The following is a 24,458-nucleotide window of genomic DNA, read 5'->3' on the forward strand; positions in this document are numbered from 1 at the left end:
CAAAATGCTTGGTGGTTTTTTTAACTTAAACCAAAACGTGGCATATTATTAATAACCCATTGATTATGTTCATAAATAAATTCAACTTCTACTGTTTCCGTTACATTATCATAGTCATTATACGTTTCAACCTGCGCTTTTATTTTCCCATCCTTTAACTCAGCAGAAATAATTTTTGTAAATTTAGTTGCTGCTTTTGACCCTGGATCTCCAATAGCATAGTGCATTTTTCCATTTAACTCTTTAATATATTTACTCTTCATATACTCTGCTATAAATGATTTTGAGAAGTACGTAGATAGCGTAGTCTCTAAATTATCTTTCTTATTATAAATAGGGTTCACTAATTCCCCGTATGAAAAATCCCCTACTCGTTTTGGGTTTCCTGTTAGTGCAGCCATTTGAACATTAGTCAGTTCCTTCTGTGCATTCCATACTTTCTGTAACATAACGTTATCTGCTAGCTTCTTATCTTTTACTTCATTTGATTTCTTTGTATCCAAATTCATGATAGTTCCATTATCCGTATAGAGATACATATCTCCTGCTACAAAATATAAATAGGATTTAGTTGGTTCAAACGCTTTATTATAAATTACTTTTTCATTTCCACCATTTATTTTCTTCTTATATACTCCATCCTTTTTTAAATAATAAAAAGTATCCCCTTTCACATTCATCTGCAAGGCATCCTTTACCAATAACTTTTCATTATTTTGTTGAACGTCTATTTCATATATGCCATGCTCAGCTTCATTTGTTTCAAAAGGTAACGAAAAGTCGACAACAGCATATAATTTTTCATTATTATACGTAGCACTAGATATTGTTGCATAATTTTCTTTTGACCAAGTTTTATTATCCTTTGTCATTTGTGTTCCACGATTTTTATTCCAATGTAGAATACTATCATCTATCGTTCGAGACCAACCAGAATTTTTAAATACCGCTTCTTCTTCCTGTCCCGTCTTCAAATTGATTTTTGCGATCCCTACAATATCAAAACCACCATGCTCAGAATATTTTTTCGGATAAAATAAAGTTTGATCTTTTATATAAACATAATTTGTATCCGCTTTTAACGTATCTAACTTTTTATTAGATATATCATACTTCATTAGAGAAGATACTCCCGCGTTCTTCTCTTCATCCGTATGAATAAAATATAAAGCTTTGTTTTTTATATTTATGTAAGAAGCATTTACACCTTCCACTACACGTTCCGAAGTCTGAAACTGATCTTTCGTACGATAAATGCCTCCTGTATTTTTATCACCATTTACAGAATAGTAAATCCAACCTTTACTCTCTGCCATCTTTCCTTGGTTAGAGATGTTTCCAACCAAATTCCCGTTTTTCTCATTTTCTTTCATCTGTTTTTCAACTACTGGATCAATTTGTACTTCTTTATTTTCTTGTGTGGCATTTGAATTTATAGTCTTTTTTTCTGTTTCACAACCAAACGCTACAAGTGAAAGTGCACCAACCATAATTGTAATAGCTATTTTTTTATATGCTTTCCCCATTTTCTCCCCTACTTTCTTCATCAAATTAAATACATCACAAATTATAGAAAATATTAGAAAAAATATCCATAAAAAAGAGATAAGAGAAACTCTCCTATCCCTTCAAATAAAGTGAAATCTTAATCATTCAGGGTCTTAATTTCTGGAAAATAGCGGGGTAAAATTGAATCGTATTTTCATATATCGTTTCTGCAACCTTATCAACAGCTACGTTTTTTATAACACTAATTTCCTTTAATACCTCTCGAATCATTCTCGGATGTGTCATAACACCCTCTTGAAATTCCCACGGTCCATCTGTTTCTACCATCATATATTCAAGAGGATAATACGAAACAATTTTTCTAATCTTCTCCTTATGTAAAACATCTGGCGTGATAGAAATGTAATAACCATTCCTCATCATCCGTTTCATTGTTGTTTCACTTCCTTTAAACCAATGAAAGTGTGCACGTGAAACTTTATATTTCTCCAGTAAATCACATACAATATCAGCGTCTTCATACACTGCATGTAATATAATTGGTAAATCATATTTACTAGCTAGTTCAACAAACCGTTGTAACACTGATATATACGAATTGATAGCAATGCGCTCATCTTCTTTTCTTAAATAATACGGTAAGCCAACTTCACCAATCGCAACTATATCATCTACATGCTCTTCAATTAATTTATAAATTTGCTCACATTCTTCTTTATGAATCGGTTGCTCCGGATGAAAACCTATTGCTGGATGTACAAAAGGATATAGTTTTGCTAAAGATAAAGTTTCTTTACATGATTGATAATTCATAGATACTGCAATAAGCCCCTTTATCTCTTTACTATGTTCCACATCTTTAAGTAATTTACTTTTCTCTTCATCCTTATATTGGTCAACATGTATATGACTATCAATCCACTTCACCTTTATTCCCCCATAAAAAAAACAAGAAAGGATCTCCCTTCTTGTTTTGTCATCTATATTATTTAACAATTAAGTTTGTTATGATATCAAATAACCCAATACATACTACGGCAACAGTAAAGTAGCTACAGAAATCTTTAATTGGAAACTTCACTACTTCTTCTTTACGCATCCCATTCTTCTCCCTTCTTACTATATCCCTAATTATTTTTATCTATTTGTATCTATTATGCAAAAAATATGACAAATTTACTATCGAATTAACTTACGTAAACCTTACAATGTTGTAAGGTTTATAAAAAAGGCCCCATCTACATACAGATGAGGGCTATTAAAAAGTAGTTGGTTTTTCATTCTTCATTACATTACAAACAGAAAGTAATATAGTGAGACTTTCTAATTACACTATATGAAATTCAATAGCTTTTAACTATCGAATTACATTACAGAAGACTTACATGTTTGTAAGCTAGGTGTAATGTAATTCGATAGTTTCCCTTATCAATATTTCGTACAATAAATTTAGAAAGTAAGCCAAATAAGAAGAACACTCACATAACCAAATTGCATTGTTAGTAGCCACTCTTCTTATACCTTTCACTCATGCTACTACAATGTACCCCCTTCCCCTTTATATAATAAAAAAAGCCTTGGTCCATATGGACCAAGGCTTTTTCACATACACTAAAATACCCCTACCTAGTATTTTTATTTTCGACAAAAAATAGGTGGGGGTATAATCCGCTATCTCATCGCTAAAAGTTTACTCTTTGCATTAATAGGAATATTTACAGCTTCAATTTCTTCAATCGACTCGCCGTAGCGTCCTTTTGCGTACACCTTTAATGTTTCATCTCTCTTTAACATATGCTTAACAGTCTTCTTTATTTTTTGTTCTCTTCCACGTTCGTCAAATGCAATAAATTCATATTCATACCACTCATCGCCAATATGCTGACCAATTGTATTCACAACCGTATAGTATTCTTTCGTCTTATAAAATGGATTATATTTATCGATAACCGGTCCAAGTTTCGTAGGTAGTAACATTATTACTATGACTATCATCGCTATTATAGTAGTGATCATTTTTTTCTTCATAATAAACATTCCTCCTCTGCAGGATATATATACATCCATTTTAAAAAGAAGGAATATAATCTACTATTGAATCTCATTACATTACACTTACATTTTTGTAAGAATTAAAAAAAGGTGAACGAATTTACTCGTTCACCTTTTAGCTCGCTTTAAAGCCCCCACCAAGTACATCACGTACATCATGGATAACGACGAAAGCATCGTCATCTACTCGACTAATAACTTGCTTTAACTTAACAAGCTCTTGTTTATTAATAACAACATATAAAACTTCTTTATTTTTACCAGTATATCCGCCGCGCCCTTCTAATACAGTAACGCCGCGTGTCATGTTTTTCGTAATAGCCTCACGTATTAACTCTGGTTGATTTGAAATAATTGTAACAGCCGTTTTTGTGTCCATTCCTTCTACAATGAAATCAATTACTTTCGCTCCGATGAATACTGCAACAAGTGTGTACATCGCTTTTTCTTGCCCTATTATAAATACGGAACCAGCAATTACAACGATATCAATAATAAGTACACCTTTACCGACGCTCCAACCTAAATATTGATTTGCTAACCGTGCTAAAATTGCCGATCCCCCTGATGTACCTCCAGCTTTGAACATACAGCCTAATCCGATACCGACAAATACACCAGCAAATAGTGCCGCTAATAAAGTATCACTATTTACATGATACTCAATATGTTCCGTAACATATAAAAACAAAGATGTTTCTACAATCCCTAAAATTGTATAAACCATCGTTTTCTTATCAAAAAATTTATAACCAACAGCTAGTAAAATTGCATTTATAGCAAAGTTCACAACCCCTGGTGACCAATCAAATAAGTAGTACGTAACAACCGTTAAACCAATAATTCCACCTTCCGATAAACGGTTTGGAATTGCAAAGTAATTAATACCAATTGCGAATAATAATGAACCAATTGTAATTAGTGTTATTTCCTTTATACGTTGATTAACCATAGTTCATACCCTCCCCCCATTTGACATTGTATCACTATCTCCTAGAGGTTTAGAAGTTGTTTTTATTCCGCATTTTACCTCACAAAGACCAGGATATTATGTTTAAACAGAGGGGTGATTAATTATTCACATTTGCTCTAACTATACGGACAAATTGCTCCACATTCCCCTTCTGAATATACTTAGCTCGGATGGTTTCATGATTACAAATAAATTCGAAATACGGGCGAAAAACTATGCTATCTATATGCAAATATGAGTACTCTTTAAATGTTGAAGGATAGTATGGAAATTTTCCGTAAAACAGGAGACGTCTAGTAGTCGCAACAAAAATCCCATGTTGATAACATAACGTGAAATGATCCTTCTCAAAAACCCCCACCACAAAGGCTAAAACATTTTCGTCATTCCCTAAAAACTTTTTTATACTTAATAAAAGTTCATTCATGCATTTCCCTCCAAATACTATTTTTGAAAAGAATCCATGGATTGTTACAAACCGGTTTAACCCCTTTATAAAGTATGAAACGCGTTTCCTGTCAAAGGTATTTCAAAAAAATAATCCGTTATGCACTTATACACATAACGGATTAAAACTACACTGTAGATCGCTCCACAAGTTCATATGGAATTTCCACCTTTTCTTGTTTAGAACTTTCAGCATTTGTTTGCCGATAAAACATTTCAAAGGCTTTTTTACCTATTTCCTTTAAATTTTGATCAATAGTTGTAAGTTGTAACACTTGCGAAATAGGTTGGTTATCAAATCCAATAATCGCTAAGTCTTCAGGAACTTGAATACCTAATTTTTCAGCTTCCGTCATAACCCCAATTGCAACCTCATCTCCTGCTACTATTAATGCTTCAGGAAGATGCTGCATCTCCTTTAATTTATGAGCCACTCTCACACCATCTTCTAACGTAAAACATTCTGTGAAAATCCATTCTTCATTCACTTCTTCATCTATAGATTGCAATTGACGCTTATACACATCAAAACGCTTTTGACTACTCGGTCCTAGCTTTCTCCCCGTGCAATAACCAATTTTTTTATAACCTTTTTCAATAAGGTGATTCATTCCTAGCTGGAAAGCTGCCGAATGATTTGTATATACACTTGAGATATTTGAAATATCATTGTCTTCACAAGCAATGATTGTGCCGTATGAAGCATACGGTTCTATCATTTCCCAATCATTTGCACGTGAACAAATAATAAGGCCATCTAATTGTTTCGTTTTTAACATATGTAAACTTTTCATTTCTTCTTTTTTATTATAGTTTGTTTGGCAAAGTAGCACCTTGTAGTTATGAGTTAACGCTCCCTCCATCATTCCCCCTACCATTGCATCGAAGCTCGGGTGATTAATGTAAGGGAGAATTACACCAACAATATTCGTCTTTCCTTTTGATAAATGAACAGCATTTGCGTTTTGTGAGTAATTCAACTTCTCAACTATCTCTATAACCGCTTTCCTTTTTTCTTCACTTACATACGGATGATCATTCAATACTCTCGAAACAGTCGTAACTGAAACTCCCGCCATCTTTGCAATATCTTTAATATTAGCCATACATTCACCTCTACTTTTAAATTAATAAATTCCATGAACATATGTCAAACCTTCTCATCATTACACCTTCATTCATTTTTCTTACAAAAGTGTAATTTCCCTGTAAGCTAATTCGATAGTTACTCTCTGCTATTTTTCATACAATTAAGTCAGAAACAGGGCAACCATTATTCGAAAAGGAGCGGATTTATATGATGAACAAAATGAAATCAAACAATTTTTTAAATACAATGAGCATGGTATTTTCCGCTCTTATCGATGCAAAAGCTGTTGCTTCTACATTAAACAAGTAAGGAGAATATATTATGAATAACATCACTTTTAACAAATTAGATTTTTTAGGACTGGCTAGTGGCTCGATTCTTCTTACTGCTTTTATTTACGCCACTACGCTTGTATAAATTTTGTGTCCCCTTTCCCCTTTATCCCACTTTAATGGGCAGTAAGACCCCCACCTCAAAATTCAACGAAAGCAAAGAAGTTAGGTAGGGGATCAACTGCCCATAAAAGTCCGATTGGTGAGGGCTAATAATCAGCGGGGGATGAAGACCCCCCACTGATTAAAGTTTCACTTTATTATAAATAGTAATAGAAAAGACGACCGTCTATGCCCGGTCGTCTTTTCTTACTTTTGATTTGATTCCAAAGCTTCCTTTAGCTCCTCAAACTTCTCATTTAATTGGTCGGTCATCATTTTCATAGCTGTTTTCCGATCTATTTGTTCTTCAGCATCAATTTGAATCGGATCTCCAAAAATCAATTGTGCCTTTTTCCCCTTTATTAATTCTTTTACACTTGATGGACCAACATAAGCTGCTGGTATTAATGGAACGTTAGAACGCATCGCAATTGTCACAGCACCAGCTTTTAACGAAACATCTTCTGTCGATCTCGTTCCACTTGGGAAAATCCCTACCACTTTTCCTTCTTTTAATAAGCGTGATGGAATTTTAAGTGTACTCGGTCCTGGATTTGCACGATCTACAGGGAATGCATTTACATTTTTAAAGAACCAATTTTTGAATTTCCCTTCAAATAATTCTTTTTTGGCCATGTAATGAATTTCCGTCGGGTACATCCCTGTAGCTAACATTAATACATCCATAAAACTTGTATGTGTACACGCAACAACATACGGGCCACCTTCTGGTAGCTTTTCTCTTCCTTGCACTTCTACTTTCCCAGCTGTTTTAAATATATATTTCAACAAAAATGTAATTGGTTTATACATTGGTTTCGTTCCTTTCTGAACATCCGAAGTATAGTCATTTTCTTACCTTAATTATAACACTAAGTTATAGGAGTTGGTAATAAAAATGAGTATTAATTGTTAAATTTCAATTCTTACAAAAGTGTAATTTTCTTGTAAGCTAATTCGATAGTTACTTCTTGCGATATTTCATACAATTAAGTCAGAAACAGGGCAACCATTATTCGAAAAGGAGCGGATCAATATGATGAACAAGCTGAAAACGAACAATCTTTTAAATACAATGGGCATGGTATTTTCCGCTCTTATCGATGCAAAAGCTGTTGCTTCTACATTAAATAAGTAAGGAGAATGCATCATGAATAACATCACTTTTAACAAATTAGATTTTTTAGGATTAGCTAGCGGCTCTCTTCTTCTTACTGCTTTTATTTACGCTGCTACGCTTGTATAACTTTGTGTCCCCTTTCCCCTTTATATAGAAAAAGACGACCGTCTATGCCCGGTCGTCTTTTTAAATGTTTCTTTCTTTTAACTCTTTTAAAAGCTCTATCATTTCAGCTTGTTGTTTTATCTTCTTACGACCATTTCGATTAATTGCTGCAAGCTCACAAGCAAATCCGACGGCAAAGAAAAACAATAAACTTTCTAACATGTAAAATCCTCCAATTGCCTATTAAACAGCTTGACGTAATTGCTCTTCTTCTAAAATTCTCTTGTTGATATTTTCTTCTTTCCTCTGACAAACATTATTACGAATAAGTGCCGCAATAACAAGTAAAGTCCCTACAATATCAAACATTGTTATTTGATATCCTTGCATCATCATAATAACTAAAGTTGTAATTGGTACAAAATTAATAAATAAAATCCCATTAATGGACGATAAAATTTTCACACCATAGTTCCAAGCTAGTAACGCTACTATTCCTGGTAATGTCATCATAAATAATAAATCGTATTTCACAATAAAAATCGTTCCCATACTCGGAACTGAAACATATCCAAACGCCGTTATAATTATCGTTATAATTCCTGTAACGGTCGTACCGAATACACACGTCAATGTAGAGTAACGTAATGTCGACCAATCGCTACACGTTTGACCACCCATCGTATAAATAACCCAACCTACAACTCCAACAAATATACATGCTAGTGAAAACATGTTATCTTTCAATGTTAAAAAGAAACTCATATCACCTTTTGTAATAACAAATAAAGCCCCTACAAAAGCGATAATCATGCTCGTTATCATATATTTTTTCGGTTTTACATGCTTATATCCCCATAAAATACAAATAGAAATCATCGGCATAAGTGCTTCCATAATGGAGGCTACCATCACACCTGATTTTCCCATTAACATTTGACCTAAAAATACAAGTACATTATATACAGTAAACGCCATCGTTCCGAAAAAGACGAGTAACTTTCCTCTTCCCTCTAAACGAAATGCCCGTTTTCCTTCTTTCATTAACAACAATACAATCAGCATTATCGCCACCGCTCCATAGCGAATAAGCGAAAAGTAAAATGGATCTATGTATTCTAACGCATGATCAGCAACTGGAAACATTGCTCCCCATGACATACTTGCAATTAAACACGCTAAAGCGCCTATTATCATTTGACCTTTTCTCACCGCAATCCCCCACTTCTTTCTATTTGCACAAAGAGAATTGTAAAAGAAAAAATATATCACGTAAAATGATTCAAAATGATGTTAACTATCATTTATAATGATAGTTAACATCAAGGAGGATCGTATTATGGAATTAAGAGATTTACAAATCTTCCAGAGCGTTGCTGACCAAGGTAGTGTAAGTAGCGCAGCAAAGGAATTAAATTACGTACAATCAAATGTAACAACGCGTATTAAACAACTGGAGAACGAGCTGAAAACACCGCTCTTTTATCGTCATAAACGAGGCATGACTTTAACAGCTGAAGGAAGAAAAATGCTCGTTTATGTTAATAAAATTTTGCAAGATGTTGAGGAGCTAAAACAAGTATTTTTAGATAGTGAAACACCCTCTGGCATATTAAAAATCGGTACTGTCGAAACAGTAAGTACATTACCTACCATTTTATCTTCTTACTATAAAAGCTATCCGAACGTCGATTTATCATTACAAGCAGGTTTAACAGAAGAATTAATTAGAGAAGTACTCGATCATCAATTAGACGGTGCTTTTATATCAGGGCCAATAAAACATCCCCTTATTGAACAATACGATGTTAGTACAGAGAAATTAATGCTTGTAACACAAAATAAAGCTTTTCATATAGAAGAATTTACAACAACGCCTTTACTCGTTTTTAACCAAGGATGTGGATACCGTTCCAAACTAGAACGATGGCTGAAAGATGAAGGTTTGCTACCAAAAAGAATTATGGAATTTAATATATTAGAGACTATATTAAACAGTGTTGCACTCGGCCTTGGAATTACGCTCGTACCACAGTCTGCTGTCCACCACCTTTCTAAAGCAGGGAAAGTACATTGTCATGCAATCCCTGAAAAATACGGCAGTATTTCAACGGTTTTCATACGCCGCAAGGATAGCTATATGACAAATTCAATGCGTAGCTTTTTAAAAACAATCGAAGAGCACCACCACATTAATATGCTTTAAAAGACATTCTTACACGAATGTCTTTTTTTCTTACAAAAGTGTAAGTCTTCCGTAAGCTAATTCGATAGTTGCAGGCGATCATATTTCCTATAATTAAGATATAAAGCAGGGCAACAACAATTCGAAAAGGAGCGGATACGCATGATGAACAAAATGAAATCAAACAAATTTTTAAATACAATGGGCATGGTGCTATCCGCACTTGTCGATGCAAAAGCTGTTGCAACTACATTAAACAAATAAGGAGAGATTATAATGAACAACATTACATTTAACAAATCAGACTTTATCGGACTTGCAAGTGGAGCGACTCTTCTTACAGCTTTCATTTACACACTTGCTAAAGGTCTTGTTTAACACTTTGTTTCCTCAAACCCCTTTATATATAGAAAAAGCTGCTCGTCTTATAGACAAGCAGCTTTTTAGTTTGTTTCATATATAGTTTGACCTGTTTTCGTCATATCATATCCGCCAATCGCTTTTAGTTCATTATGAAATTCTTCCGATTGCAGAATGTCTTTTACAACTTCGATCAGCTTTTCATTTTCTTTATTCTTCAAAATCACTAAATCATACTGCTCTTTCATGATTGGAATAAAATCTACATTTACAATTTGCGAAAACTTTTCTGATCCTACTCCCACATCAGCTTTCCCATTCGCCACTTGCGTGGCAACACCAAGATGATTCGACTCTTCCCATTCATATCCACTAATATTCTCTTTATTTAACTTTTGAATGCGCAATTGTTCATCCACTAGTACCCTAATACCAGAACCTTTTTCTCGATTTACAAATCGTATAGATGAATGAGATAAATCAGCCCATGTTTTTATATTTTTTGGATTTCCCTTTTGCACATAAAACCCAACGTTCCTTGCTAATAAATTAATCATCGTACATGGTTGTCCTACTAAAATACGTTTTACGTAAGGAACATTATATGTACCCGTTTCGCCATCAAACAAATGCAAGCTAACGATACTTCCTTCTCCTTGATACATTTTTACTAGGCTCGTTAAACTACCTTGATATGCCCTTAATATATTTGAACTTGGCAGGCGATTTTCTATACGTTTTGCCAACATGTCTAACGTTAGTTCTTGTCCACTAATAATACATGTATTCGAGATACTATTACTGTCATTCTTTACAGAAGTAACTTGTACGTTACCTGTTTTCATTTGCTTAATATATTGTTCTAAATCTGCTGCATCAATGCGCATCTGTCTACCAATTCTATAAGAAGGCAGTTCTCCTTTTTTAATTAAATCGTATACAGTTAATTTTGATACTTTTAATCGCTTCGCTACTTCTTCCGTTGTGTAGGAATGATGATCCATAGACGATTCCTCACTTTCTTTCTTCATTGTAACAAAGAAAAGAATATTTCTCCTATATTTTAAAAATAACTACATCGTTCAAATTATATTCAATTATAACTAGTTATATTTAGTTATATTTAGTTATAATTAATTATGTCAAAACGAAAGGGGATTTTTTATGAATAAGTTTACATTACAATCCATCGGGGCACTTATCCTTTCTTTTCTTCTTATATTTAGTGTTGCATGTACAAGCGGAGAGAAGAAAGAGAAATCAACCGCTAAAGAAGGAAAAACGGTTGAACTTACTATATCAGCAGCTGCAAGCTTACAAGATGCGCTAAAAGAAATTGAAACAAAATATAAAGAAAAAGAACCTAATATTAAACTTTCTTTTAACTTCGGCGCTTCTGGTGCACTTCAACAACAAATCGAACAAGGTGCACCTGCTGATTTATTCTTCTCAGCAGCCGAAGATAAATTCCAAACTCTCGTTAAAAAAGGATTCATTAATGAACAAGAGGGGAAAAATCTCCTTGGAAACGAACTCGTTCTAGTCGTCCCAAAAGATAGTTCTCTTACAAAAATTCAAGATTTAAAAGATGAAAAAATAAAAAAAATCGCACTTGGTACACCTGAATCTGTACCTGCGGGAAAATACGCAAAAGCTTCTCTCACACATGAAAATCTTTGGAATGACATTCAAAATAAAGTCGTATTTACAAAAGATGTTCGCCAAGTGTTAACATATGTAGAAACAGGTAATGTTGATGCTGGTATTGTATACAAAACAGATGCTCTTATTTCAAACAAAGTAAAAATTGGTGAGACAGCAGCGGCTACTTCTCATGAGCCAATTCACTATCCTTTAGGTGTTATAAAAGAATCTAAACACAAGAAAGAGGCGACTTCATTTTATGAGTATTTGCAGTCAAAAGATGCACAATCTATCTTTAAAAAATACGGATTTACAGTCCTATCATAATTGCCATGAGCTTTGATACTATTTTATCACCAATCTTTCTATCTTTACGAGTAGCTGCATGTGCCACCATTATCGTTACCATTTTAGGAACGATAATCGGACGAGCGCTAGCACGCTCCTCATGGAGATATAAAGTAATATTAGAAACTATTTTCTTACTACCAATGGTACTTCCGCCAACTGTAATCGGCTTTTTTCTCATTATCATTTTTGGAAATAACAGTCCTATTGGAACGTGGATAGAATCAATATTTCAGCAATCTATTATGTTCACATCTACTGCTGCTATCATTGCTTCTACAGTTGTTGCATTTCCGCTTATGTACCAATCAGCAAAAACAGGATTTTCTATCGCGAATGTACAAATTGAAGAAAGTGCTCGTGACCTTGGTGCAAGTGAATATCAAGTTTTTCTACACGTCACACTTCCGCTTGCATTTCCTGCCTTACTAAGTGGAATGATTTTGAGCTTTGTTCGTGCGCTTGGTGAGTTTGGTGCTACGCTCATGTTTGCCGGAAACATTCCTGGTAAAACACAGACTATCCCAACTGCCATTTACATGGCCATTGATGCAAGTAATATGCAGCTCGCCTGGACACTAGTAGTTATCACTATTAGTATGTCCCTCCTATTTTTGCTATGTATTCAGCTTATTAATAAAAGAATTACTAACTCTTAAGGCAGCTCTTTTTGAAGCTGCTTTTTTATTTCTTAGGAAATAAAAATATACCACCGGGAAATAACTGAATTTTAAATTTTATTTAAATATACATTCTATTTGAATTTACTTTCTAAAATAGGCAATTTCCTGTTATTATATGGAGGTGTTTGAAAAAATGAAGAAATGAAAACGCATTTATATCGTGAATTCTTCATCCTGTTTTAGCGATCGGTAATCTTCTACTCTAGTAGTGGGGCATTACCGATCGTTAGAACGATATGTAATTATATTGGTATAGCAAAACGAAGGGAGTCTTGTAATGGACATTTTATTAGCGCTTCTTCCTGCAATTGCATGGGGAAACATCTTATTAGTAAGCGTAAAAATGGGCGGTGGTGCATATAGCCAAACGGTAGGTATGACAATCGGTGCTCTATTCTTCGCAACAATTATGTATGTATTTACTCAACCAGCTTTAACAATGACAATCTTGATTGTTGGTTTTATTTCAGGTTTATTCTGGGCTTTAGGACAAGTAAACCAATTAAAAACAGTTGAAAAACTAGGCGTTTCAACTACTGTAACAATTTCTACTGGTATGCAACTTGTTGCAACTTCTATCTTTGGGGTTATCGCTTTCCGTGAGTGGACTACTACTACAACGATCATTCTGGGGACGATTGCAATCCTATTAATCGTAGTTGGTGTTGTATTCACATCATTAGATGATAAAGAAAATGCTCAGCCACCAGGACAATTGAAAAAGGGACTTCTTACTTTAATTGTTTCTACTTTTGGCTATCTTGTATATGTAATTATTATTCGTTGGTATAACATCGATGGTTGGTCTGCTATTTTACCACAAGCAGTTGGTATGTTTGTTGGTGCGGTTGTACTGACATCTAAACATAAACCATTTAACAAATATGCAATCCGTAACGCTTTATCTGGTTTACTATGGGGAACTGGAAACTTATTCTTACTTCTTTCATTACCACGTGTCGGAGTAGCAACAAGCTTCCCATTATCTCAAACTGGAATCGTTATCTCAACATTTGGTGCGATTGTCTTCTTAGGCGAAAAGAAAACGAAACGTCAATTGATCTTTATTGCATTAGGTAGTGTTTTAATTATCGGCGGCGCTGTATTACTTGGTATGACAAAAGCATAAACTTATAATCTATTAAAAAACCCCTGAGGCACATATGCTTCAGGGGTTTTTTAATTCTAATTATTTTCTAGATATAATTATTTGTATGTTTTTGGCCCTTATAATTATTCTTCCACTCTAGCAAACCCGCTACACATATAAAGAGATTAATAACAGCTAATATTAGCATAACATATAACCCAGTGGAGATATAAATTGAAATACTAACTACATTATATAAAATCCATAAATGCCAGTTTTCTAGGATTTTTCGACTTAGCATAAATTGAGCTACTAATCCTAGTACAGCATTTAAAGCGTCTAAATATGGACTTGCTGATTCTAAGTAATGGACTTGATAATACCCCCAACCAATCCATGCAACTAAAATAAAGATTATATAAAAAATCCAACCTTGCAAATCTAAACGAACTGTTGCTTTTACCTCTTCCTCCCCACTACGTGCAATCCAATGATACCAACCATATACATTAAATATAAATTGAAAACCTGCCAATACTGCCATTGCATATAAACCTTGTGTAATAAAAATATACAGAAATACCGCAACGGTAATCATACCGAATAAAAAGTTGGATACTTTTTCTCTTGCTAATAGCCAAACATTAATAATTCCCATGACCGATGCAAAGATTTCAATATAGCTCGATTGAATATACAATCCAACCAATACACAAATAATACTAGTAATGAGTAAAAAGAGCGGACTTCTAATCATAATCATCTCTCCCCAGATGTGTAATAAATTCCCTATCACCAGTATAAGGAATCACTCTCCCTTTCACCATTAATTTCCTACTTTTCATTATCTATTCCATCTACAATAAGCCTTTTCTTTTTACAAAATTCTCTTAAAAATGGTATCGTTTTTTATAACATATCTCCACTAGAAAGGAATAGAGGATATGCTAACTAAACATCGAATTCTATTTATTGGTGCTGGTCGTATGGCAGAAGCTATATTTTCCGGATTACTTAAAACAAGCAAAGAATACATCGAAGAGATTATCGTTTCTAACCGAAGTAACGTAGAAAAGCTAGATCAATTACGAGCGCGATATAATGTGTCTACTACAACAGATTGGAAACAACATGTTACGTCTGTTGATACGATTGTTTTAGCAATGCCGCCTTCTGCACATGAAGAATTATTAGCAGAGTTATCTCCGTTACTATCGAATCAACTTGTCGTAACGGTAGCTGCCGGCATCGGCCCATCTTCTTTAGAAGAAAGACTTCCTAAAGGAACGCCTGTTGCTTGGATTATGCCAAATACAGCTGCTGAAATTGGTAAGTCTATCTCCTTATACACGATGGGACAATTCGTAAACGAGACTGATCAAGAAACCCTGCAATTGCTTTTAGGGGGCATTGGTACTTCGCAACTTTGTACCGAGGAAGAAGTTCATCAACTTACTGCAGTTACTGGAAGTGCACCAGCCTTCCTTTATTACTTTGCTGAAAGTTTAATTGAAGCAACAAAAAGTTATGGAGTCGATGAAGCAACCGCAAAACACCTTGTCATTCAAATGATTTCTGGCTCTGCTTCTATGCTTGAACAAACACAAGATCCAGCTAACCTCCGTGAACAAGTAACAACGCCAGGTGGTTCCACAGCTGAAGGTCTCAAAGCTTTATATGAATATAATTTTTCAGAGGCAATTCAAAAAGCAGTAGAAGCAACAAACAAAAAAGCTAGGGGGAAATAATATGAATTTAACAAGTTTAAAAGACTATACAACATTACATAACGGTGTAAAAATGCCTTGGTTCGGTTTAGGTGTTTTTAAAGTAGAAGATGGTTCAGAAGTAATTGGATCTGTAAAATCAGCAATTAAAAATGGTTACCGCAGCATTGATACTGCAGCAATCTATCAAAACGAAGAAGGCGTTGGCCAAGCAATCCGTGAATCAGGTGTTGCACGTGAAGAATTATTTATTACATCAAAAGTATGGAATAGCGATCAAGGATATGAAACAACACTTCAAGCATTTGAAACTACATTAGAAAAATTAGGTCTAGAATATTTAGATTTATATTTAGTACATTGGCCTGTAAAAGAAAAATATACTGAATCATGGAAAGCGTTAGAAAAGCTTTATAAAGATGGCCGTGTTCGCGCTATCGGTGTGAGTAATTTCCACATTCACCACTTACAAGACGTATTTGAAATTGCTGAAATTAAGCCAATGGTCAATCAAGTGGAATACCACCCACGTTTAGCACAAGAAGAATTACACGATTTCTGTAAAGAACATAATATCCAGCTTGAAGCTTGGTCACCGTTAATGCAAGGACAACTACTAGATAATCCAACGTTGCAAGAAATTGCGAAAAAATATAATAAATCAACTGCGCAAATTATTTTACGCTGGGATTTACAAAACGAAGTTGTAACAATTCCCAAATCAATTAAAGAACATCGTATTATTGAAAATGCAAACATCTTCGACTTTGAATTAAGTGCTGATGATATGAAAGCAATTCAAGCTTTAAATGAAGATCGTCGCGTTGGTCCAGATCCAGATAACTTTAACTTCTAGTAGAAAAACCACTGCCATATGCAGTGGTTTTTCGTTAAAGAAAACTGAAAATTTAAACTATATTTCATTCAGTTGACACTTCATCATCCAAGGTGTAAGATTTTGAATTATCAAAGAAACACAAAAATTAATAAAGTTTATTCGTTTACTCATTGTATCAAGAGAGGTGGAGGGACTGGCCCTTTGAAACCTCGGCAGCAGGTTCATTTTTGAATACTGTGCCACTTCCTGCAAGCTTTATAGCTTGAAAGATAGAATGAGGGACTTCGTTTATATACGGGTGCATAACTTGTACGTAAAAATCCCTCTTTCTCAATATGAAAAGAGGGATTTTTTATTTTTCATTTCCCTCATCATCATCCAAACTTAATTATTTAGGAGGAAAATCAAATGAAAAAGAAGTTTGTACCCGGTATTGCATCAGTTGTAGGAGTAAGTATTTTATTAACTGGTTGCGGTAGTTATAAAAACGAAGCAAGCGGAGCAAATGCAAAAGACGAGGCGCCTAGTAAACAGGTTTTAAACTTATCTTCACCTACTGAAATACGAACAATGGATACAGCTCGTGCTACAGATACTGATTCTGGTCAAGTAATGAGAAACGTATTTGAAGGTTTGTATAACCTTGGTGAAGGTAATAAACCTGTCCCTGGTGTTGCAAAATCTCATGAAGTAAGTGGCGATAAAACGAAATACACATTCCACCTGCGAGATTCAAAATGGTCAAACGGTACTCCTGTTACAGCGAAAGATTTTGTCTTCGCTTGGCAAAGAGCTGTCGATCCAGCAACAGCCTCTGAATATGCATTTCTATTCTTTGATATTAAAAATGCAACAAAAATTAACAACAAAGAACTTCCAGCCGACCAACTTGGTGTAAAAGCAGTTGATGACCATACGTTTGAGGTAGAATTAGAGCGTCCTGTTCCTTATTTTATTAGCTTAACAGCGTTCCCAACATTTCTACCAATTAACGAGGAATTCTTTAAAAAACAAGGTGATAAGTACGCTTTAGAAGACAATACAATCTTGTACAACGGCGCTTTTACACTAAGCGATTGGAAGCATGAACAAAGCTTTAAATTCAAGAAAAACCCTACCTATTGGGATAAAGATACTGTCAAACTAGAGGAAATCAATTTTAACGTCGTAAAAGAAAAATCAACAGAAGTAAACTTATTCGAATCAAAACAATTAGACCGTATAAAATTAACATCTGATTTCGTTGATAAATATAAAAAGGATGCAAACTTTAAAGAACGCCCGAACGTAGGCGTACAATTTTTACGTATGAATCAACAAAACAAAGTACTGCAAAACGTTTCTGCACGCCAAGCAATTGATCAAACAATTGATCGAAAATCCTTTGTAAATACGTTATTAAATGATGGCTCTACACCAACCTTTGGTCTCGTTCCAAAAAACTTTGCAAAAGGGCCTGATGGAAAGGACTTCCGTACTATAAATGGAGATTTAACTAAAGTTGATACAAAATCTGCACAAGAGTTATGGAAAAAGGCAAAACAAGAGCTTGGTTCTGAAAAGATTACATTAGAATTATTAACGAGTGATGCTGACCTTGATAAGAAAACAGGTGAGTTCTTAAAAGGACAACTAGAAAAGAATTTAGATGGATTAACAGTAAATGTGAAACCACAACCACGTAAACAACAAGTTTCACTTTTATTAAAAGGTGACTATGAAATCGGTATTGATGGCTGGAGCCCTGACTTTGCTGACCCAATTACATTCCTTGAATTGTTTACAACGAATAACCCTTACAACTTAGATCATTACTCTAATAAGGAATTCGATGAAACAATTGAAAAAGTGAAAACGACTTTAGCTGGTGATGAAAAAGCTCGCTGGGAAGCATTACTAGCATCTGAAAAAATATTATTTAAAGACTCTGTTATCGCTCCCCTTTACCAAAAAGGCGAATCTTATTTAGAACGTTCTTATGTGAAAGGAATTGTGCAAGTAGACTTTGCAGGTCAATTAAACTTCAAATGGGCACAAATTGAAAAATAAAAGGCAAGCTGAATCGATATTTTTCTATCTACAGTAATTATTTTATTAAAAAAATGTATTAAAAGCGGATTCTCAATAAGAGGAAATCCGCTTTTTTAATATATTATTTTAAAAAATTAATGCTCAACTTTTTATTATTGACATATAGTTCTCTCCAGTGTTAATATTCTAAATAATCAAAGAAACGAAATATTTCACCATCATAATATAACGTCTACTACGTCGAAGCATATAATGATAAATTATAGTTCAACATGTATATACATATAGAACACCTGATTACCTACATGTACATATTTATAATAGGTTTTCTCTTCTTCTATAGATACACTTCAAAACATGGACATTATGACGTTACGAAACAACACATTTAGGGAGGAACGAACAATGAAGAAAAAAGTTGTACCTGTTGTTGCATCTGTTTTAGGGGCAAGTCTATTACTAACTGCTTGCGGGGGAAATAAAGATAACGCAAGCGGAGCGAAAGCAAATGATAAAGCACCTGATAAACAAGCAATTAACTTATCATTTGCTTCAGAAATTCCAACAATGGATGTTGCAAAAGCAACGGATGGGGAATCCATGAACGTAATGCGTAATGTTTTTGAAGGGTTATATGCAATGGGAGAAGATAATAAACCGATTCCTGGTGTCGCTGAGTCGGTTGACGTTAGTCCCGATAAAACGAAATATACATTCCATCTGCGTGATTCAAAATGGTCAAACGGTACTCCTGTTACAGCAAAAGACTTTGTCTTCGCTTGGCAACGTGCCGTAAACCCTGATACAGCAGCTGAATATGCATTCTTATTCTTCGATATAAAGAATGCGAAACAAATAAACCAAAAACAATTGCCGATTGATCAACTAGGGGTCAAAGCTATTGATGACAAAACATTAGAAGTACAACTAGATCGTCCTGTTCCCTACTTCTTAAGTTTAACGACATTCTCAACATTCTTACCAATTAATGAAGAGTACTTAAAGTCTCAAGGCGATAAATACGGTTTAGAAACAAATCATTTAATTTACAACGGTGCCTTCACATTAGATAACTGGAAACACGAGCAAAGCTTCCAACTGAAGAAGAATCCTAACTATTGGGATGCTAAAACGGTGAAATTAGAAGAAATCAACTTCAATGTCGTTAAAGATAAGTCTACAGAAGTTAATTTATATGATTCAGGACAAATTGATCGCGTTGCTTTAACTGCGGAGTTTGTTGATAAATATAAGGGCGATCCAAACTTCAAAGAACGCGCTGAAGTTGGCATTCAATTTTTACGACTCAATCAAAAAAATGAAACATTAAAAAATCAACATGCACGCCTTGCTATTAACGGAGCAATGAATAAGAAAGCATACGTAGAAACAATTTTAAATAACGGCGCTGTTGCAGCTGAAGGAATGGTTCCTGCGAAATTCGCAAAAAGTCCTGATGGCAACGACTTCCGTAAAGAAAATGGAAATCTAGTGAAAGATGATGTGAAAACAGCGAAAGAAAACTGGAAAAAAGCGAAGCAAGAACTTGGTACTGACAAAGTAACAATTGAACTCTTAACAAGTGATAATGCTTTAGCTAAAAAGACTGGTGAATATTTAAAAGGTGAACTAGAAAAGAACTTAGATGGATTAACAGTGAATTTAAAACCACAACCACGTAAACAACAGTTAAAACTACTGTTAAGTGGTGACTATGAAATCGGTATTGATGGCTGGGGCCCTGACTTCGCTGATCCAATTACATTCTTAGATTTATTTACAACAGATAGTGCTTACAACTTCGATAAATACTCTAACAAAGAGTACGATGAGCTAATTCATAAAGTAAAAACAGATTTAGCTGGTGATGAAAAAGCTCGCTGGGAAGCAATGAAGCAAGCTGAAAAAATTCTATTACAAGACGGTGCTGTCGCTCCTTTATACCAACAAGGTCGTTCTTACTTACAACGCGGATTTATTAAAGGACTTGTAACAACTGACTTCGGTGGTGAGTTTAACTACAAGTGGACAGAAGTTGCAAAATAATAAGCGCTAATAAAAAGGTATCCCACCGAGGATACCTTTTTATTTTATGCTTCTTTAACTACAGAGCTTCTTCTTCCCTTTACCATTCCTTTTATAGCTAAAGTCATCACTGCTACTGATTATGTAACCAATACAATAACTAATAATGAAATAATATTTCTCTCTAAACTAACTCCTCCAAATATTATTGTATAATAGCCATTCGCTGCATATGTTGCAGGAAATAATCCGCCGATTGTTTGATATGTTTTAGAAAGCATTTCATGTGGTACGATTACACCCGAACTTACAAGTTGTAGTGATAGCGAGATAATATTAAAAATCATACCTGCGTTTCCAAACACAGTTAGAAACATTTATGTTACTGAAAGAAATGCAAAGAAAACTATTGTCAATAATCCTCTTCCCCTTCTTTTTGCATTGAACTAAAACTCATCATAAATATAAACACAAACATCAAATATGTTCTCCACGTCAAAGAAGGTATATGCCCTGACCAAAGATAGCTAACTAAATAATTAATTCCCATAATACAAGACGATATTACTAAACTAATACTTATTAGTTTTACATATTTGAGCATATCTTTTCTCCTTTTTTTATTTTTCTAATTCTTCAAATTGTAGATTCACTGGTTCTTCTAAGAGTGTTTCATAAAAGTTCTCTGCCAAATCTGTTGTAGGAATTTTTTCATCTACTTCATCAAATCGAATACTATCTAGCCACACATAACCTTCTCCTGATAATAAAACACCAAATGCAATACCAAGCGCTCCTTCTTTTATATCTAATACAACTGAGTACGATTGCCAATTATTCGTATTTTTAATGGGACGATTTTGCATATTATCCATAGCAAGCGGTTCTGTCTCTTTTCCATCTACTCGCATCCACAATCCTGCCCAATCTCTTACATTTTCACTCTTAACAAATGCTGTAAAACGTAATCTCTTCCCTACATATTTATCTGCTCTGAACATTTGCATTAATGTTGAAAATCCTCCGTGCGTAACATTCTCTTTTGCTTTTATGTATGCAGATACTTTCCCTTGATGGACAACTTCATAATCTAAACCCATCTCATATTCAGCAGGATGACTTCCACTTAAGATCCATCCTTTCGGTATACCTTTTTGCATTGAAACACCCTCTCTTTCTATATAAAATGACTGGAAGTACTTTCGATATTTCTTTGGTGGCAATTGAAACATTCTTTTAAAAGCTCTCGTAAATGCCTCTTGTGAGGAAAAACCATATTGCATTGCAATATCAATAACTGCTCTTTCAGTCGATACTAAAGTCTGCGCAGCATGAGTTAACCTTCTCTTTCGAATATAATCCGTTACACTCATCCCAACATATCTTTGAAAGATACGATGAAAATGGTACATCGATACTGCACTGTAAGATGCCACTCTTTCTGTTGTAAGCTCCTCATGTAAGTGATTCTCTATATATTCAATTGATTTTTTTATTATCTCTTTATACTCTTCATGCATTTTAGTCCCTCCCTCACAACTTCAATTTACCATATACATACAAATCGTTTTTGATTTAAATTGCGGATTAGCCCTTATGACTACAGAATAATAATTTATTTTCAACACATACATAATTACATGTTTTTGGGAAAAACTTGTATAGAACGAATTTACATAAGGAGGAATTTATAATGAGAACTCTACTATCAGTTTTATTAGCTCTTATGCTAGTGCCTGCATTAACAGGATGTAAAGCTCCTGCAAAAGAAGATACAACTTCTAATAAAAAGACGACTGAAGAAGCAAAAAACGAGGCTCCTGCAGATTTAAAACTAAACTTCAATGAATTCGATTTAAAGGCAGACTACCAAGATACAAAGAAAGACTACGAAGCAGACTATAAAAATGTAGCAGCTGATAAGAAAATGGAAGCAAAAATTGAAGATCATAAAGCAGATGTAAAATTAACAGGAGACGAGGCTATCACAAAATTAAGCCCACTTCTACAAGAATTAAAATTTGATAAAGATACTGCTGACCAAGAAGTAATCGATCAAGTAGTGAACGTGTTCAAACTTGATAAAGACTATCAAAAATTTGATTTAGAAGTTGTCTTCTCTGATGGAACGAAAAAAGAATATAAAAGAGAAATAAAATAAAGAAGTAGGCAGTTGCCTACTTCTTTATTTTTTAATTTTTGCGTATCTTAATTCTGGACTAGAACCAATAATGAATTGGACACCGGATACTGATGATTTTTGTAAATAGGAAGCACTTGGGAAAATAATTGGGATTAATGGTGAATCTGTAAACATAATATCTTCCGCTTTATGCAATAAGTCAAAACGCTTATCTTCATTTTGTTCAACTTCTGCTTCCTTCACTAAAGCGTCAAATTCTTTATTATGCCATTTTGCATAATTGTTTGGACCATCACCTGCATATAAATCTAGTTTAGTAATTGGATCTAATAAAGAGCCGCCCCATCCCATATAAGCTAATTGGAAATCACTTTGCTTGTATGTGTCGATGTAACTCTTCCACTCTTTATTTTCTAATTTAATATCTACGCCAAGATTTTTCTTAAACATTTCTTGCATTGCTTCTGCTACTTTTTTATGTTGTGTATCTGTAGTGAATTTTAATGTTACTTCAGGTAATGTAGACCAGCCTTGTTCTTTCATGCCTTCTTCTAATAACTTTTTCGCTTCTGCTGGATCAAATTTAACGTAATCACCTTTTTCTTTACGGAAATCACGGCCACTTTGTGTTTTTGCTCCTTCTGGAACGAATGCATATGCTTCTTGCGCATTATTTTTATACAATTTTTCAACGATAAATTTACGATCAACCGCTAATGAAAATGCTTTACGTACCTTTGCATTTGTAAACGGCTCTTTTTCTACGTTAAACGAATAAATATAAGAAGAGAACCCTGCAACACGCTTATATTCTTTATTTCCTTTTTCTTTTTCGATCATCTCTTGTGGTAAACCACTTAGTAAATCTAATTCTTTGGATTTAAATAATTGATACGCTGTTTTAGAGTCTGGAATAATACGAAACTCAATTTCTTTTAATGTTACCTTTTTATCATAGAATTCTTTATTTTTTTGTACTGTAATAGCCTGGTTATGCTTCCACTCTTTTAACGTGAATGGCCCATTCGTAATTAACTCTTTTGGATCTGTTTTTAATTTATTATTATCATCAATCGACTTTTTAGCTAATGGAATAAATAGTGAGCTTGCTAGTTTTTGTTTAATAGAAGCAACTGGGTGTTCAAGGGTTACCTTTAATGTTTGAGGATCAACAACTTGAATACCAACTTGTCCTTCTTCACCTTTTCCAGTATTATACGCCTCTGCCCCTTTAATAAAATACATTTCTGTCGCATTCATAGAACCCGTTTTCGGATTTAATAATCGCTTCCATGCAAATTCAAAATCATTTGCTGTAATAGGAGAACCATCTGACCATTTAATATCTTTCTTCAAATGGATTGTATATTCAGTTCCATCAGCATTTACTTCTTCTTTCTCCGCTAATTCATTTTGATATTTCCCATTACTATCTTGCGTATATAAACTTGAAAACAACTGCCCAATTATATAACCTGACGTGCTATCTGTTGCAATAGCAGAATCAAGTGTATATGGATCACTACTAATATTCGTTACTAATCGATCGCCTTCTCCCTTACCAGCACTCGCCTTTTGCGTTTCTTTCTTACCGCAAGCAACAGAAGTAATTGCTAATACGGTCATAATGACAAACAGTAAAAACTTCTTCATC

Annotated in this window: 26 protein-coding genes, 1 pseudogene and 1 riboswitch; of the genes and pseudogenes, 12 read left to right on the forward strand and 15 right to left on the reverse strand. The window is 34.2% G+C overall.

From position 1 onward, the window contains the following. Positions 1-20 precede the first annotated feature (20 nt). The 6 genes from PDQ40_RS25345 to PDQ40_RS25370 all read right to left on the reverse strand — a co-directional run bounded on the left by PDQ40_RS25345 (position 21) and on the right by PDQ40_RS25370 (position 6,087). Positions 21-1,526: a DL-endopeptidase inhibitor IseA family protein gene (locus PDQ40_RS25345; protein WP_000513821.1), complete on the reverse strand. Its 1,506-nt coding sequence runs from the start codon at positions 1,524-1,526 to the stop codon at positions 21-23. 127 nt (positions 1,527-1,653) lie between these two features. Beyond that, positions 1,654-2,436, reverse strand: coding sequence for a TatD family hydrolase (locus PDQ40_RS25350; protein WP_000871072.1), 783 nt, complete (start codon positions 2,434-2,436; stop codon positions 1,654-1,656). 744 nt (positions 2,437-3,180) lie between these two features. Beyond that, entirely contained in the window at positions 3,181-3,537 is a 357-nt protein-coding gene (locus tag PDQ40_RS25355) for a YxeA family protein (protein WP_000728419.1), read from the reverse strand. Positions 3,538-3,676: 139 nt separating this feature from the next. After that, on the reverse strand, positions 3,677-4,513 hold the full coding sequence (locus PDQ40_RS25360) for a YitT family protein (RefSeq protein WP_000248051.1): 837 nt from the start codon (positions 4,511-4,513) through the stop codon (positions 3,677-3,679). Positions 4,514-4,631: 118 nt separating this feature from the next. After that, positions 4,632-4,961, reverse strand: a complete 330-nt coding sequence (locus tag PDQ40_RS25365; protein ID WP_001004212.1) for a PH domain-containing protein — start codon at positions 4,959-4,961, stop codon at positions 4,632-4,634. Positions 4,962-5,109: 148 nt separating this feature from the next. Continuing rightward, on the reverse strand, positions 5,110-6,087 hold the full coding sequence (locus PDQ40_RS25370; RefSeq protein ID WP_001273908.1) for a LacI family DNA-binding transcriptional regulator: 978 nt from the start codon (positions 6,085-6,087) through the stop codon (positions 5,110-5,112). Positions 6,088-6,392: 305 nt separating this feature from the next. Between PDQ40_RS25370 and PDQ40_RS25375 the strand changes: the two genes are divergently transcribed. Next, complete coding sequence (locus PDQ40_RS25375) at positions 6,393-6,488, forward strand: DUF3948 family protein (RefSeq protein ID WP_001060001.1); 96 nt, start codon at positions 6,393-6,395, stop codon at positions 6,486-6,488. 224 nt (positions 6,489-6,712) lie between these two features. Here the strand turns inward: PDQ40_RS25375 and PDQ40_RS25380 are convergent, their stop codons facing one another. Next, positions 6,713-7,318 carry a lysophospholipid acyltransferase family protein gene (locus tag PDQ40_RS25380; RefSeq protein WP_000277774.1) on the reverse strand — a complete coding sequence of 202 codons (606 nt, stop codon included), beginning with the start codon at positions 7,316-7,318 and terminating at the stop codon, positions 6,713-6,715. Between the two features lie 337 nt (positions 7,319-7,655). Here PDQ40_RS25380 and PDQ40_RS25385 point away from each other — a divergent pair, with 337 nt between their 5' ends. Further along, a complete protein-coding gene (locus PDQ40_RS25385) occupies positions 7,656-7,751 on the forward strand; it encodes a DUF3948 family protein (protein WP_001060007.1) in 96 nt (31 codons plus the stop codon). A gap of 60 nt (positions 7,752-7,811) precedes the next feature. On the opposite strand, the gene PDQ40_RS25390 is transcribed toward PDQ40_RS25385, so the two are convergent. Together PDQ40_RS25390 and PDQ40_RS25395 are read right to left on the reverse strand one after the other, a co-directional pair. Continuing rightward, positions 7,812-7,952, reverse strand: a complete 141-nt coding sequence (locus tag PDQ40_RS25390) for a YrzO family protein (RefSeq protein ID WP_270691723.1) — start codon at positions 7,950-7,952, stop codon at positions 7,812-7,814. Positions 7,953-7,973: 21 nt separating this feature from the next. After that, entirely contained in the window at positions 7,974-8,942 is a 969-nt protein-coding gene (locus PDQ40_RS25395) for a DMT family transporter (RefSeq protein WP_001225439.1), read from the reverse strand. Between the two features lie 127 nt (positions 8,943-9,069). Between PDQ40_RS25395 and PDQ40_RS25400 the strand changes: the two genes are divergently transcribed. Both PDQ40_RS25400 and PDQ40_RS25405 read left to right on the forward strand, forming a co-directional pair. Continuing rightward, a complete protein-coding gene (locus PDQ40_RS25400; RefSeq protein ID WP_000423059.1) occupies positions 9,070-9,936 on the forward strand; it encodes a LysR family transcriptional regulator in 867 nt (288 codons plus the stop codon). A 255-nt stretch (positions 9,937-10,191) separates the two neighbouring features. Next, the gene (locus tag PDQ40_RS25405) at positions 10,192-10,293 is read left to right on the forward strand and encodes a DUF3948 family protein (RefSeq protein ID WP_001060016.1); all 102 of its coding nucleotides are present in this window, start codon (positions 10,192-10,194) and stop codon (positions 10,291-10,293) included. A gap of 65 nt (positions 10,294-10,358) precedes the next feature. Here PDQ40_RS25405 and PDQ40_RS25410 read toward each other — a convergent pair whose 3' ends face one another. Continuing rightward, entirely contained in the window at positions 10,359-11,306 is a 948-nt protein-coding gene (locus PDQ40_RS25410; protein ID WP_000712209.1) for a helix-turn-helix transcriptional regulator, read from the reverse strand. Between the two features lie 133 nt (positions 11,307-11,439). Here PDQ40_RS25410 and modA point away from each other — a divergent pair, with 133 nt between their 5' ends. The 3 genes from modA to PDQ40_RS25425 all read left to right on the forward strand — a co-directional run bounded on the left by modA (position 11,440) and on the right by PDQ40_RS25425 (position 14,079). Next, a complete protein-coding gene (gene modA / locus PDQ40_RS25415; protein WP_001032220.1) occupies positions 11,440-12,246 on the forward strand; it encodes a molybdate ABC transporter substrate-binding protein in 807 nt (268 codons plus the stop codon). A 5-nt stretch (positions 12,247-12,251) separates the two neighbouring features. Beyond that, positions 12,252-12,926, forward strand: coding sequence for a molybdate ABC transporter permease subunit (modB, locus tag PDQ40_RS25420; protein ID WP_001996525.1), 675 nt, complete (start codon positions 12,252-12,254; stop codon positions 12,924-12,926). A gap of 301 nt (positions 12,927-13,227) precedes the next feature. After that, on the forward strand, positions 13,228-14,079 hold the full coding sequence (locus PDQ40_RS25425; RefSeq protein ID WP_000353544.1) for a GRP family sugar transporter: 852 nt from the start codon (positions 13,228-13,230) through the stop codon (positions 14,077-14,079). Positions 14,080-14,146: 67 nt separating this feature from the next. Here the strand turns inward: PDQ40_RS25425 and pnuC are convergent, their stop codons facing one another. Further along, positions 14,147-14,797, reverse strand: coding sequence for a nicotinamide riboside transporter PnuC (gene pnuC, locus PDQ40_RS25430; protein ID WP_270691724.1), 651 nt, complete (start codon positions 14,795-14,797; stop codon positions 14,147-14,149). A gap of 187 nt (positions 14,798-14,984) precedes the next feature. On the opposite strand from pnuC, the gene proC reads away from it, so the two are divergent. From proC to PDQ40_RS25450, 4 genes are all read left to right on the forward strand, one after another. Continuing rightward, positions 14,985-15,788, forward strand: coding sequence for a pyrroline-5-carboxylate reductase (gene proC / locus PDQ40_RS25435; protein ID WP_270691725.1), 804 nt, complete (start codon positions 14,985-14,987; stop codon positions 15,786-15,788). A 1-nt stretch (position 15,789) separates the two neighbouring features. Beyond that, positions 15,790-16,623, forward strand: a complete 834-nt coding sequence (locus PDQ40_RS25440) for an aldo/keto reductase (RefSeq protein WP_048557054.1) — start codon at positions 15,790-15,792, stop codon at positions 16,621-16,623. A gap of 151 nt (positions 16,624-16,774) precedes the next feature. Next, positions 16,775-16,881: riboswitch (SAM riboswitch) on the forward strand. 132 nt (positions 16,882-17,013) lie between these two features. Further along, positions 17,014-18,654 carry a peptide ABC transporter substrate-binding protein gene (locus PDQ40_RS25445; RefSeq protein WP_000726476.1) on the forward strand — a complete coding sequence of 547 codons (1,641 nt, stop codon included), beginning with the start codon at positions 17,014-17,016 and terminating at the stop codon, positions 18,652-18,654. Between the two features lie 387 nt (positions 18,655-19,041). Then, the gene (locus tag PDQ40_RS25450) at positions 19,042-20,682 is read left to right on the forward strand and encodes a peptide ABC transporter substrate-binding protein (protein WP_000731077.1); all 1,641 of its coding nucleotides are present in this window, start codon (positions 19,042-19,044) and stop codon (positions 20,680-20,682) included. Between the two features lie 44 nt (positions 20,683-20,726). On the opposite strand, the pseudogene PDQ40_RS25455 reads toward PDQ40_RS25450, so the two are convergent. The 3 genes and pseudogenes from PDQ40_RS25455 to PDQ40_RS25465 all read right to left on the reverse strand — a co-directional run. After that, positions 20,727-21,071: pseudogene (locus PDQ40_RS25455) on the reverse strand (YhgE/Pip domain-containing protein); the annotation flags it as partial. A 2-nt stretch (positions 21,072-21,073) separates the two neighbouring features. Continuing rightward, a complete protein-coding gene (locus PDQ40_RS25460) occupies positions 21,074-21,265 on the reverse strand; it encodes a hypothetical protein (protein ID WP_000922550.1) in 192 nt (63 codons plus the stop codon). 16 nt (positions 21,266-21,281) lie between these two features. After that, a complete protein-coding gene (locus PDQ40_RS25465; protein ID WP_000544209.1) occupies positions 21,282-22,181 on the reverse strand; it encodes a helix-turn-helix transcriptional regulator in 900 nt (299 codons plus the stop codon). Positions 22,182-22,354: 173 nt separating this feature from the next. Between PDQ40_RS25465 and PDQ40_RS25470 the strand changes: the two genes are divergently transcribed. Beyond that, a complete protein-coding gene (locus PDQ40_RS25470) occupies positions 22,355-22,822 on the forward strand; it encodes a YusW family protein (protein WP_001259643.1) in 468 nt (155 codons plus the stop codon). A gap of 24 nt (positions 22,823-22,846) precedes the next feature. Here the strand turns inward: PDQ40_RS25470 and PDQ40_RS25475 are convergent, their stop codons facing one another. Further along, positions 22,847-24,457, reverse strand: coding sequence for a peptide ABC transporter substrate-binding protein (locus PDQ40_RS25475; protein WP_046199328.1), 1,611 nt, complete (start codon positions 24,455-24,457; stop codon positions 22,847-22,849). Position 24,458 lies beyond the last annotated feature (1 nt).

The organism is Bacillus cereus group sp. Bc061, from assembly GCF_027715825.1.
Classification (GTDB): Bacteria; Bacillota; Bacilli; order Bacillales; family Bacillaceae_G; genus Bacillus_A; species Bacillus_A paranthracis.